This is a genomic window from Anaeromyxobacter oryzisoli (assembly GCF_022690765.1).
In the GTDB taxonomy this organism is placed as follows: domain Bacteria; phylum Myxococcota; class Myxococcia; order Myxococcales; family Anaeromyxobacteraceae; genus Anaeromyxobacter; species Anaeromyxobacter oryzisoli.
This window is the reverse complement of sequence record NZ_JALCZA010000002.1, coordinates 92,425-104,027: the sequence shown is the minus strand read 5'-3', so window position 1 is coordinate 104,027 and position 11,603 is coordinate 92,425. Positions and strand designations below refer to the sequence as shown.

Sequence of the window (11,603 nt, the reverse complement as noted above, 5' to 3'; positions counted from 1 at the left end):
GCATGGACGAGAGCGCCATCTTCGAGAAGATCGCCCAGGTGATGTCGGATCTATTCGATCTGGATCGCAGCCAGATCACGCGGGAGTCCCGCTTCCAGGACCTCGGCATCACCAGCATCGACGCGATCGACCTGGTCGTCGAGCTGCAGCGGGTGACGGGCAAGAAGCTATCCGCGGAATCGGGCATCAAGGACGTCCGAACCATCGGAGACGTCGTCATGCTCGTGCAGCGCCACGTGGCCGGCGTTACGCAGCCGTGAGCCGCCGCGGATGCGCATCCTGCTCGTGTCGTTGAACCGGGTGCGCTTCCCTTACCCCGTGTACCCGCTCGGCGTCGACCACGTGGCTGGCGCCATCTCGCCGCCGCACGAGGTGCGGATCCTCGATCTGTGCCCGCTCGACCCGGCCGAGATCGGGCCAGCGCTCGCGCGCGCCGTGCGCGAGCTCCAGCCGGGCGCGGTCGGGCTGTCGATCCGGAACGTCGACAACGAGGACCAGCTGAGCGTGGGCGCGTTCCTCGACGACTTGCGGCATGCGGTGGCGGCCGTCCGCAGCGCGACCGCGGCGCCCGTCGTCCTGGGCGGATCCGGGTTCACACTGTACGCGGCTGAGCTGATGGAGGCGCTCCGGCCCGACTATGGGCTGGTCGGCGAGGGCGAGCGAGCGCGCGCGCTGTTCGACGCCATCGCCCGTGGCGCGAGCGCCGAGCGCTTACCTGGGGTTGCGCTCCCCGGGCGCCCCCCGCCGCCCCCACGACCGGTCGAGGGCGGCGCGCGCGCGCCGCGTGCCCCAGCCGGCGGAAACCCCGCGCTAGACTTCTACCTGCAGCGCGGCGGGATCCTGAACCTCCAGACACGGCGCGGCTGCGCTTTTCAGTGCGTATACTGCTCCTACCCGCTCATCGATGGCCGGGCCTCGCGCGCAACGCCGGCCGACGCCGCAGCCGCCGAGGCGAAACACCTCGAGGCGGCGGGCGCGCGCTACCTGTTCATCACCGACTCGGTCTTCAACGGCGACCCGGCGCACGCCCTGGCCGTGGCCGACGCCTTCCGGCGGGCGCGCCTCGGCATACCGTGGTCGGCCTATTTCGCGCCGCTCGCGCCGCCGCCCGGTTTCTACGACCGCATGGCGGAGGCGGGCTGCACGCACGTCGAGTTCGGGACGGAATCGCTCTCGCAAGCTATGTTGCGGAGGCTGCGCAAGGCCTTCCGCCCGGAGCACGTCCTCGCCGCACACGAAGCGGCGCGGCGCGCCGGGCTCCACGTGGCCCACTTCCTGCTGCTCGGCGGCCCCGGCGAGACCGCCGCCACCGTCGACGAGACGCTCGATGCTGCCGAGCACCTCGATGCCGCGGCGCTCTTCTTCTTCTGCGGCATGCGCATCCACCCCGGGACAGAGCTGGCGGTCCTGGCGCGCGCCGCCGGGCAGATCGCGCCCGGGCAGAACCTGCTCGCGCCCGTGTTCTATGAGCCCGCGGCCATCTCGCTCGCCGCGATCGCCGAGCGCGTCGCGCGGCGAGCCGCGGGGCGGCGGGGCTGGATCGTGGGCAGCGGCTCGGAGCGCGCCGCCGCGCTCCAGCGCATGTATGAGCACGGGCACACCGGCCCGCTCTGGGAGAAGCTCGTCGCGTGATGACGCGCGCTCTTCACCGCTGCCCGTCCCGCGCGCATCTCACCGGCGCGATCGCCTTCGCGCTGGCGGCGCTCCTCGCCGCGCGCGCCCCGGGCGCGGCAGCGCTGCCGCTAGCCGCGTTCGTCGCCGCTTGTGCGGCCGCGCCGTTCTTTCCGTCCTTGCAGTTCTTCCTCCCGAGCATCCTCCACGGCCCGCGGTCCCGTCGCGAGGTGGCGCTCACCTTCGACGACGGTCCGGACGCGCGGACCGTCGGTCCGCTGCTCGCGCTGCTCGCCCGCGAGGGCGTTCCGGCGACCTTCTTCGTGGTGGGCCGGCGCGCCGCCGCCGCACCCGACGCCGTGCGCGCCGTCGTCCGCGCCGGCCACGAGGTCGGAAACCACACTTGGTCGCATGATCCGCTGCTGATGCTGCGCAGCGCGCGCCGCATCCGCCACGAGATCGTCCGCGGCCAGCAGGCCGTGGCAGAGGCCGCCGGCGTGGTGCCGCTCGCCTTCCGGCCGCCGGTCGGGATCACGAACCCCTACCTCGGCACGGCGCTCCGGGCGCTGGGGCTCACGTGCGTCCTGTTCAGCTGTCGGCCGCTAGACTTCGGCAACCGGCGCTTCGCCCACCTCCGCCAGCGCGTGCTGCGCCGGGTGCGCCCAGGCGACGTGATTCTCCTCCACGACCTGCTCCCCCCGGACGTGGCGGTGGAGGCCTGGCTGGGCGAGGTGGAGGCGATCCTGGCGGGCCTGCGGGCGAGGGGCCTCGCCGTCGTGCCGCTCTCCCGATTCGTCGGCCGGCCCACGATGTGCGCGCCCGCCTCGGCACCGCAGGACGCCGCGCCCGGCGGAGCGGCGGCGGCGACGCACGAGCGCCGAGCGGCGCTGGCCGGCGTCGCCCGAGCGATCTTCGCTGTCTCGTACCCAGTCCTGGTCGCGGTGGGGGTCCCTCGGCTCGGACCGCGGCGCGCCGCGGCGCTCATGCTCGTCCTCCTCCTCGCGGTCGCAGGTCGCCTGCGCGCGCTCGGCGGCGGGACGCTTGCGTCGGCCGCCCTCCTCCTCGCCGGCGCCGTGGTGCTCGACGACAGCCGGCTCATGCTCTTGTATCCGACGGCCGTCAACGCAGTACTGCTCGGGCATTTCGCCTGGACGCTGCGCACGCCAGTCCCCATGGTCGAGCGCTTCGCCCGGATGCAGGTGCCGGATCTCCGCCCCGACGAGATCCGGTACTGCCGCACCGTGACCTGGGTTTGGGTGACCTTCTTCGCCGCGAACGGCGCGACGGCGGCGGCGCTCGCGCTGTTCGCGCCGCGCAGCTGGTGGGCATTCTACACCGGCGCCCTCTCCTACGGACTCGTCGGCGCTCTCTTTGCGGCAGAGTATGTCGTGCGCAAGGCGCGCTTCGGCCGCTTCGGCCGGCACCCAATCGACCGCGTCCTGGCACGCGCGCTGAAAGCGGGCGGCGCGCCATGATGCTCCCCGTCACCACCCACGCGCCGGAGCACCCGGTCGCGCTCGGCGCCGCAGGCGCCCGCACCGCCGCCGAGCTGCTGACCGACGCCAGCCGCGTCGCCGCGGCGCTCGCGCGCCGCGAGCCAGGGGAGGTCCTCCTCGTCTGCGAAGACCGCTATCTCTTCGCGGCCGGGCTGCTCGGCGCGTGGACGGCCGGCCACGCCGTGCTGCTGCCTCCGAACGGACAGCCGGAGGTACTCGCGGAGCTCGCTTCCGGCCCGCTCGTCCGCGCCTTCGCCGACGACCGCGGCGCCGGTGACCTCGACCTGCGTCAGGCGGTGCAAGGACCACCCGGCCCGGCGGTGCCAGCTGCGCTCGACGCGCGGCGCGCGCTGGCAGTGCTCATGACGTCCGGGTCGGCGGGGCCACACCAGCGGTGCCGGAAGTCGGCCGCGCAGCTGCTCGGGGAGGCTGAGACGCTCGCCCTCACCTTCGCCGTCGGCTCCAGCGCCCGGGTGCTGGCTAGCGTGCCGCCGCACCACATCTACGGTCTGCTCTTCGGCGTCCTCCTGCCGCTTCGCGCCGGCGCGGCGTTCGTCCGCGAGACTCCGCTCCACGCCGAAGCGGTCGCAGAGGCCGCCCTGCGCGCAGGGGCGACCCACTTCGTGAGCGTGCCCGCCCACCTCCAGGTCCTGGCGAGGGCAGAGGCGCTCCCCGCCTTCGTGCGCGTCTTCTCGTCCGGCGCGCCGCTCCCGGCGGAAACGGCTCGCGCCCTCCGCGGCCGGCTGCGCTGGGACACGGTCGAGGTGTTCGGCTCGTCGGAGACGGGCGGCATAGCGTGGCGCGGTGGCCCGGACGAGCCGTGGCGCCCCTTTCCCGGGGTGACCGTCTCGGCCGGCGAGGATGGCGCGCTGCTCCTCGACTCGCCGCTCCTACAGGCCAAGGCGCCGCGGCCCCTCACCTGCGCGGATCGCGTGGCGCTGCGCGGCGACGGGGCGTTCGAACTGCTTGGGCGACGTGACGGGATCGTCAAGGTGGGCGGGAAGCGCGTCTCGTTGCGCGAGGTGGAGGAGCGGCTTCTCTCCGTCCCCGGCGTGCGCGACGCCGCGGCGCTGGCGCGGGACGGCGACGGGGCGCGCGGTCAGGAGGTCTGGGCCGCCGCGGTGGCGCCGGGCTGGAGCGCCGGACGCCTGCGGTCAGTCCTCACCCGCTGGCTCGACCCGGTCGCGGTGCCACGGCAGCTCCGGCTCGTCGCGGCGCTGCCGCGCGACGGGTCCGGGAAGCTGCCGCGAGCGCGCCTGCTCGCGCTGTTCGAACGGCGGGCGGAGATCAGCGGGTTCGAGGTGGACGCCGAGGCGGCGCACACCGACGACCGCGGCCGCGAGGTGCGCAGGCTCGAGCTGACGGTCCCGCTCGAGCTGGTCTTCTTCGAGGGTCACTTCGACGCGCAGCCGGTTCTTGCGGGGATCGTGCAGCTCAAGCTCCTCGTGCTCCGGCAGGCGCGGCGCCTGTGGCCGGATCTCGACGCACTCCAGAGGATCCTGCGCCTGAAGTTCAGCAGGATCATCGGCCCAGGGACCCGGATCGTCCTCACGCTGACGCGCGCCCCCGCCGCTCCCGCGGTGGAGTTCACAATCGCGAGTCCCAGTGGGCCGTGCGCTTCGGGCACTCTCCACTTCCGCGCTCAACGGCCTACCGCATGATCGCTCTCCGTTTCTGCGCGCTCGTCCCGACCTACGATAACCCGCTCACCATCGGGCCGGTCGTGGATCGCATCCGGGAACATCTCGCGGAGGTCCTCGTCGTGGACGACGGCAGTGCCGATGCCGGCCGACGGGCCGTGGAGGCACTCGCGGCCACGGGGCGAGCCCACGTGCACCGCCTCGAGCAGAACCTCGGCAAGGGCGGGGCCGTGAAGGTGGGGTTCCGCGTCGCGCGAGAGCTCGGGTTCACGCACGCGTTCCAGATCGACGCAGACGGGCAGCATGACGTGACGGAGATCCCGCGGTTCCTCGTCGCAGCGAGCGAGCAGCCCGACGCGCTAGTGCTCGGCGTCCCGGTGTTCGACGAGACCGCTCCTGCGGGACGGCTTCGCGGGCGCCTCATCAGCCGCTTCTGGACGGATCTCGAGACCGGCGGGCGCGTCATCGAGGACCCGCTCTGCGGCTTCCGCGTGTACCCACTGGACGCCGCGCTGCGCGCCAACGCGAGAGCAAACCGGATGGAGTTTGACCCCGAGATCGCGGTCCGGATGATTTGGAACGGGTGTCGGGTGGTGAACCTCCGGACCCGCGTCCGCTATCTCTCGCCGGCGGAAGGCGGCGTATCCCACTTCCGCATGTTCCGGGACAACGTCCTCATAAGCCTCTGCCACGCGCGGCTCTTTATCACCGCTGTCTTCAGAGTACTCACGCTTCGCCGGCTGCGGAGGCGGGAGTGAATGTCGAGGTGCTGCCCCCGTGGCGAAGGATCACCGAGAAGGGCGGAACGCTCGGGATCGCATTCCTTGTTTTCATCGGCACGCTCCTGGGCCGCCGAATGGCTCGCGTCTTCCTGCGGTTCGTGGTCGCCTGGTATGTGGTCGTGCACGCTTCCGTTCGTCGGGCGTCACACGCCTATCTCGTGCGCGTCCAAGGCCAGGCCACATTTCGCGACGTCTATCGCCATGTCTTTGCCTTCGCGCAGGTTACCCTCGACCGGCTCTTCATGGTGCGCGGCGACTACCGTCCCTTCGAGATTACGTGCCATGGCTACGAGCACCTGCGCTCGTTGACGGACGCCCGGCGCGGCGCGGTACTCATTCTCGCCCACCTAGGCAGCTTCGAGGTGATGCGGAGCGTGTCCGTCGTTCAGGCGCTGCCGATCAGCGTGCTCGGTTACTTTCGGAACGCGGAAAGGCTCAACGCAGCGCTACGCAGGCTCAACCCGAGTGTCGACGCGCGGCTTATCGAGATCCGGCCACACGATCCGACTTTCATTCTCGAGGTGGAAGACCGGATTGCGGCGGGTGAGATGGTGGGCACGATGGGCGACCGAGTGGGCCATGACGGCAAGGCTGTCATGGTCCCGTTCCTTGGCGGCGAGGCCCCTTTTCCCACGGGCCCATACCTGCTCGCGTCGGTCCTTCGCTGCCCCGTGTACCTCGCGTTCGGCCTGTACCGCGAGCCGAATCGGTATGAGCTGCGATGCGAGCCTTTCGCCGAGCGGATCGAGTTACCGCGGGCCGGCCGCGAGGATGTGCTGAAGGGTCTCGCCGCCCGCTTCGCGGCACGCCTTGAGCACCATTGCCGGGCCGCGCCCTTCAATTGGTTCAACTTCTATGACTTCTGGACCACGCCATGAAAGCTGACGCGCGCGCCACACCCGAGACGGCCGTTTCGATCGGAGAGCGACCGCTCACCATCGAGGACGTTGTCGCGCTCGCGCGCGGATCAGCACACCCCGTGTTGGACACTTCGCCCGCCGTGATCGGCCGGATCCGGGCGTCCGTGGCGGCGCTGGATCGCCGCTTCGAGCGCGGCGAGACGATCTACGGAGTGACGACTGGGTTCGGAGAGTCCTGCCAGACGGGCGTTCCCGGTGAGCACGCGCTCGAGCTGCCCCGCAACCTCGTACGGTTTCACGGATGCGGCACCGGCCGGACGCTCGACGACGGGGCCGCCGCCGCCGTTATCGCCGTCCGGCTCTCCACGCTCGCGCGCGGCCACTCCGGGGTCCGGCAGGAACTCGTGGAGTTCCTGTGCGCGCTGCTGGCGAAACGGGTGCTGCCGGTGATCCCCGAGGAGGGGTCGGTCGGCGCGAGCGGCGATCTCACCCCCCTCTCGTACCTGGCTGCGCTCGTCATCGGTGAGCGCCAGGCGCGCTACAACGGTGAGACATTACCCGCCGCTGAAGCACTGGCGCGCGCGCGACTGTCACCTCTCCAGCTCCGGCCGAAGGAGAGTCTGGCGCTGATGAACGGCACGAGCGTCATGACGGCGCTCGCGTGCCTGGCTTTCGAGCGCGCGCGGCTTCTCGCACGCGCCGCGTCGACGATCACCGCCATCGCGAGCGACGTCATGCACGGGGACCCGGGTCACTTCGACCGGAGGATATTTGACGCCAAGCCGCACCCCGGGCAGGCACTGTGCGCGCGCTGGATCCGCGAGCACCTCGAGCCGGATGCGCCCAACGGCCGGCGCCCGGCCCGCGTTCAGGATCGCTACTCTATCCGCTGCGCGCCCCACGTAATCGGTGTCCTGCTCGACGCGCTCCCCTCATACCGAAGGATGATCGAGATCGAGGTGAACGGCGCGAACGACAACCCGCTCATTGACCCGGAGACCGGTGACGTTCTTCACGGCGGGAACTTCTATGGCGGTCACATCGCGTTCGCGATGGACGGGCTCAAGACGGCCGTCGCGAACGTGGCCGACCTGCTCGATCGGCAGCTCGCGCTGCTCTGCAACGAGACCACGAGCCAAGGGCTCCCCTCGAACCTCGTTGCGCGCACGACGGCCGACCGCGTCGCCCACCACGGCTTCAAGGCGATGCAGATCTCCGCGTCCGCTCTGACCGCGGAGGCACTCAAGCTGACGATGCCGGCGAGCGTGTTCAGCCGCTCGACTGAGTGTCACAACCAGGACAAGGTCTCGATGGGTACGATCGCGTCGCGCGACGCGCTGCGCGTCCTCGAACTCACCGAACGTGTCACCGCGATAGCGCTCCTCGCCGTGTGCCAGGCGGCGGACCTGCGCACCCCGGAGACATGCCGTCCGCGTACTCGCGAGGTACTCGCCGAGGTCCGCCGCACGGTCCCGATGAACACCGCCGATCGCCGCCAAGACGTCGACATCGAGGCCGTCGTCCGACACATGCTCGGCTGCGAGCTGCAGCTGGGATCGCCGGAGGAGCCGTGAGCCTATACGTCGCCCCCCCTCCGTCGGCGATCGCGATCGAGCTGGAGATCCCGTTCCACGACGTGGACGCCCTGCAGGTCGTTTGGCATGGGCACTACTGCAAGTACCTCGAACTCGGCCGGACAGTGCTCTTGCGGAAGCTCCGGCTCGATGCGCCCGATCTGATCGAACTCGGGTACCGGTTTATGGTCGCCGAGACGCACCTCCGGCACGTATTCGCGCTGCGCTACGGCGATCGCTGTCGCGTCTCGTCCTGGGTCACCGAGATCGAGAACCGCATCCGGATCCAGTACGACGTCCACAACGCGACGCAGGGCTGCCGCGCTGCGCGGGGGATGACCCTGCTCATCACGACGCGCGCGGACGGCACGCTCTGTTACGAGACGCCGCCGCCGATCGTCGATCGACTGCAGCGCGCGATGACGTCAGCACGGGAGGGACGGCCGTGATCACCGCGCTGCTATCGCTCGTGCTCACGGCCGGCGCGCCGGTGCCGCTGAGCCTGAGCTCGGACGCGCTCCGCGCCCACTACGCCGGCGTACGTTCGCTTCGCGCGGACGTGGTGCAGGTCAAGGAGGGCAAGTACTGGGCGCGGCCGCTGGAGAGCCGCATCCGGCTCCAATACGTCCCGGGCCGGGTCGTGTGGGAGACGCTCACTCCGGTCCGGTCGACCGTGGTGGTCAGCGACGCCGGGATGACCGTGACCGGCCCCGACGGGCGGCCTCGAGACATGGGGCCCGTCACGAACGACCCGCGGTTCGCCGCGATCATCCGGTTCATCCGCGCGCTCTTCGCGGTGGACCTGCCGGGGATCGAGCGCGACTTCGAGCTGTGTTACGCGCCCGGACGACTCGTCGCGAAACCCCGACCCGGTTCGGACGTACAGCTGTTCCGGGAGGTTCGGCTGGAGTTCGACGACGCCCTCGAGCTGAGGAACGTCGAGCTCGACTCCGCGACGGAGCGGACGCGCCTCACCTTCTCGCGCATAGAGCGTGACCGGTGAGATGGCTCGTCCGGTTCAGGCGCGAGGCCCTACTTCTAGCGATCACCGGCGTGCTGGCCTGGCTCGCGCGCGGCATCGTGCTCGAGGACGACCCGATCCGCTCACTCACCCACCCGGACGGAATCCGCGCCGCGCTGTTCGAGCATTACCAGGAGAAGAGCGCGTTCCGCGGCAAGGTCTTCGTTGAGAGCAGCGACCTCAGCGAAGGCGAGCGCGGTACGCTCGCGACGGCGCTCCGCGCGGGCGGCTACGAAGAGGTGCCGTTCTTAGAACCGCCGTCGCCGAAGCAGCTGCTCGCGCTCGCGACGCTGCTCCCGGCCGAGGATGCACGCCGCCTGACCGCTGACGACGCGCTGCGAGCGCGGGCCCAGCAGGTGCTCGCGGTTGCGACGCTGCCCGGCGGCGACGCCTACATGGGCGCCGTGCAGGCGGATCCGCTTGGGATGGGAACGACGCTGCTTGGCCGCCTCGCGGGAGGCGGCGCGAACGACGGGCCAGCCTCGGGCGCGCTGCACGTCTACTTGAGCCCGAAGCCCCTCGATTACGAGAAGGTGGGGCAGGTGTACGACGTGCTGGCGTCGCTTTCGCCGCGCGTGCACTTCATAGGCGGCGACTTCTTCGCGCTCGAGAACTACCGGGCGGTCAAGCACGACATCGTCGTGTGCTCCACGCTGAGTCTCGTCCTCACGCTCCTCGTCTTCTTCGCCCTGACCGCCCGCTGGGTGCTACTCGGTCTTCTTTTTTTGGGCTCGGTCGTCTCGTATCTCACCGGTGTGCTCGCGATCCGAATGTTCTACGGCGAGATCTACGCGGTCGTGCTCGCGTACACCTCCACGTTTGTCGGGTTCAACAATGAGTCGCTTGTGCACCTCGCCGGCGTGGACCTCGCGCGACGCGACCGCTCCGTGCTCGCGATCTGGTCCGCGATCGGGACGACGTTCATCGGATTCGTCGTCTTGCTGCTCGGCCGGTCGGTCATGGTGCGCCAGATGGCCCTCGCGTCGCTCGGCGGAATGGCTGGCTTTCTCGCGTACCTGTACGCCTACCGCCCGACCTTGCGGGACGCGCGCTTTCGCGGGTTCTCCTGGCCCAAGCTCACCCTGCGCCCCGCGGCCGTCGTAGCCGTATGTATCGCGTCGGTCGTGGGGGTCGTGGTCATCGGCCCGCCGCGCCTCGAAACGCACATCGACGCGTTCCGGTACAGCACCCCGATGCTCGACGCACAGGTCGAGCACTTCTCGCGCCGGCTCGACGCCTTATCGCTCGAGAACGTCGTCGCCGTCGAGGCGCGCGGGTCGCCGGAGGAGGCGCTCGCGCCGCTCGCGGCGGCAGGGGTCGTGGATCTCCGCGCTCACCCGCTGTTCGCCTTCCGCGGCGTGGCCGAGCAGGAGGAGACGCTCGCCGTGCTGCGCCGGACGTACCCCGCCGCAGCGGCGCGCTTCCGGGCGCTGCTTGAGGACGGCGGGCTCCGTCTCGATCCCGCCGTCCCCATCGCCGACCAGGCTAGAGTGCAGGACGGGTGGGACTACCTGCGCGCCGTCGGAGCGATCGGGCCCGTGCGATGGATGGACGAGGTCTCGGGCCGGCGCTGGGTGTTCGCCGGGTTGCGGAAGGGCGCCACCGCTCCGCCGGACGCCATTCAGCTCAGCCCCCGGCACTACTACGATACGCTGCTTTCATCATACTCCCGCGAGCTCGGGTGGCTGTTCCTCGCCGGCCTCGCGGCGATGGCGGTGTACCTCGCATGGCTGCAGCGGAGCGCCCTGCGCGTGCTGTACGTTTTCGCGCCGCTCTTCCTCTCCACGTTCGCGTTCTGTGCATACGCGCGCTTCACCGGGACGACGGTCACGATCGTCCACGTGATGGGCGCCTCGCTCATCATCGCGCTCGCGACCGACTACACCGCCGTAGCCGTATCCACGGACCACGGCGAGGTGGAGCTCTCGAAGGTGCTCCTGACCGGGCTCTGCACGCTCGCGAGCTTCGGGGTGCTGCTCGTCGCCCGCCACCCCGTGTTGCGCGACCTCGGCGCGGTCGTCACGCTAGGCTGCGGGCTGGCGCTGCCGTTCGCGCTCTTCCTCCGGCTCCCGCCCGGCCGCGAGGGCCAGGCGTGAGCGCGAGGATTGCCGCCGCCCTGGTGCTCGGCGCAGCGTGCGCCGCCATTCCACGCGGCGAGCGGCGCTCGTACGAGTTCCCTCCGTCCTTCGACGCAACACAGGCGGTGACCGTCACGCTCGAGGGCCGGACCCAGGAGCTCGTCGCCAGTCTTCGTAGGCGCGGGGACGACTTCGACCTCACCCTCTTCGACCCAGTGTTCTCATTCCCGCTGCTGACGTCGTCCTCGCACGGCGGGGTGGCTACCGAGGTCCGCCATGTCGAGCGCGTCCGCCCCGGCGACGGGAAGCGCCTCGTCGAGCTGCTGGTGCTCGTCTACGAGACGCGCTACCCGCTCCCGGTGGCAGGTGCGGCTGAGGCGTCGGTGGGGGCCGTGCGGAGCCGGCTTGAACAGCTGCCGGGCGACGCGCCGTGCCAGTTCCCCGGCGTGATCCTCGTTTCGCCGCGGTTCGGGGCCGGGCCGCAGGTCAGCGTGCGCACGGTCGAGGTACTGTGCGGCGGGCCCTGAGCGTACCCGCAGAG

General features: G+C 70.8%; 11 protein-coding genes. All 11 read left to right on the top strand.

What is annotated here, in order from left to right:
* Positions 1 to 2: 2 nt before the first annotated feature.
* The 11 genes from MNZ27_RS01185 to MNZ27_RS01135 are packed head-to-tail and all read left to right on the top strand — an operon-like array spanning position 3 to position 11,589.
* Entirely contained in the window at positions 3 to 260 is a 258-nt protein-coding gene (locus MNZ27_RS01185; RefSeq protein WP_242392189.1) for an acyl carrier protein, read from the top strand.
* 10 nt (positions 261 to 270) lie between these two features.
* A complete protein-coding gene (locus tag MNZ27_RS01180) occupies positions 271 to 1,632 on the top strand; it encodes a B12-binding domain-containing radical SAM protein (RefSeq protein WP_242392188.1) in 1,362 nt (453 codons plus the stop codon).
* Positions 1,632 to 3,086, top strand: coding sequence for a polysaccharide deacetylase family protein (locus MNZ27_RS01175; RefSeq protein ID WP_242392187.1), 1,455 nt, complete (start codon positions 1,632 to 1,634; stop codon positions 3,084 to 3,086). Before MNZ27_RS01180 ends, MNZ27_RS01175 begins: the two co-directional genes overlap by 1 nt.
* Positions 3,083 to 4,768: a class I adenylate-forming enzyme family protein gene (locus MNZ27_RS01170; RefSeq protein WP_242392186.1), complete on the top strand. Its 1,686-nt coding sequence runs from the start codon at positions 3,083 to 3,085 to the stop codon at positions 4,766 to 4,768. The genes MNZ27_RS01175 and MNZ27_RS01170 overlap by 4 nt, the downstream gene beginning before the upstream one ends.
* The gene (locus MNZ27_RS01165) at positions 4,765 to 5,505 is read left to right on the top strand and encodes a glycosyltransferase family 2 protein (RefSeq protein WP_277957453.1); all 741 of its coding nucleotides are present in this window, start codon (positions 4,765 to 4,767) and stop codon (positions 5,503 to 5,505) included. The genes MNZ27_RS01170 and MNZ27_RS01165 overlap by 4 nt, the downstream gene beginning before the upstream one ends.
* Positions 5,502 to 6,407 carry an LpxL/LpxP family acyltransferase gene (locus MNZ27_RS01160; RefSeq protein WP_242392184.1) on the top strand — a complete coding sequence of 302 codons (906 nt, stop codon included), beginning with the start codon at positions 5,502 to 5,504 and terminating at the stop codon, positions 6,405 to 6,407. Before MNZ27_RS01165 ends, MNZ27_RS01160 begins: the two co-directional genes overlap by 4 nt.
* Positions 6,404 to 7,963: an HAL/PAL/TAL family ammonia-lyase gene (locus tag MNZ27_RS01155; RefSeq protein WP_242392183.1), complete on the top strand. Its 1,560-nt coding sequence runs from the start codon at positions 6,404 to 6,406 to the stop codon at positions 7,961 to 7,963. The genes MNZ27_RS01160 and MNZ27_RS01155 overlap by 4 nt, the downstream gene beginning before the upstream one ends.
* Positions 7,960 to 8,412, top strand: coding sequence for an acyl-CoA thioesterase (locus MNZ27_RS01150; RefSeq protein WP_242392182.1), 453 nt, complete (start codon positions 7,960 to 7,962; stop codon positions 8,410 to 8,412). The genes MNZ27_RS01155 and MNZ27_RS01150 overlap by 4 nt, the downstream gene beginning before the upstream one ends.
* A complete protein-coding gene (locus tag MNZ27_RS01145) occupies positions 8,409 to 8,966 on the top strand; it encodes a LolA family protein (RefSeq protein WP_242392181.1) in 558 nt (185 codons plus the stop codon). Before MNZ27_RS01150 ends, MNZ27_RS01145 begins: the two co-directional genes overlap by 4 nt.
* Positions 8,963 to 11,080 (top strand): MMPL family transporter, encoded by a 2,118-nt coding sequence (locus MNZ27_RS01140; RefSeq protein WP_242392180.1) that lies wholly within the window; start codon positions 8,963 to 8,965, stop codon positions 11,078 to 11,080. Before MNZ27_RS01145 ends, MNZ27_RS01140 begins: the two co-directional genes overlap by 4 nt.
* A complete protein-coding gene (locus tag MNZ27_RS01135) occupies positions 11,077 to 11,589 on the top strand; it encodes a hypothetical protein (protein WP_242392179.1) in 513 nt (170 codons plus the stop codon). Before MNZ27_RS01140 ends, MNZ27_RS01135 begins: the two co-directional genes overlap by 4 nt.
* Positions 11,590 to 11,603: the final 14 nt, after the last annotated feature.

Excerpts from the sequence above, each read along its gene's own strand:
- MNZ27_RS01185 (WP_242392189.1), top strand. The coding sequence starts at position 3 with ATGGACGAGAGCGCCATCTTCGAGAAGATCGCCCAGGTGATGTCGGAT.
- MNZ27_RS01180 (WP_242392188.1), top strand. The coding sequence starts at position 271 with ATGCGCATCCTGCTCGTGTCGTTGAACCGGGTGCGCTTCCCTTACCCC.
- MNZ27_RS01175 (WP_242392187.1), top strand. The coding sequence starts at position 1,632 with ATGACGCGCGCTCTTCACCGCTGCCCGTCCCGCGCGCATCTCACCGGC.
- MNZ27_RS01170 (WP_242392186.1), top strand. The coding sequence starts at position 3,083 with ATGATGCTCCCCGTCACCACCCACGCGCCGGAGCACCCGGTCGCGCTC.
- MNZ27_RS01165 (WP_277957453.1), top strand. The coding sequence starts at position 4,765 with ATGATCGCTCTCCGTTTCTGCGCGCTCGTCCCGACCTACGATAACCCG.
- MNZ27_RS01155 (WP_242392183.1), top strand. The coding sequence starts at position 6,404 with ATGAAAGCTGACGCGCGCGCCACACCCGAGACGGCCGTTTCGATCGGA.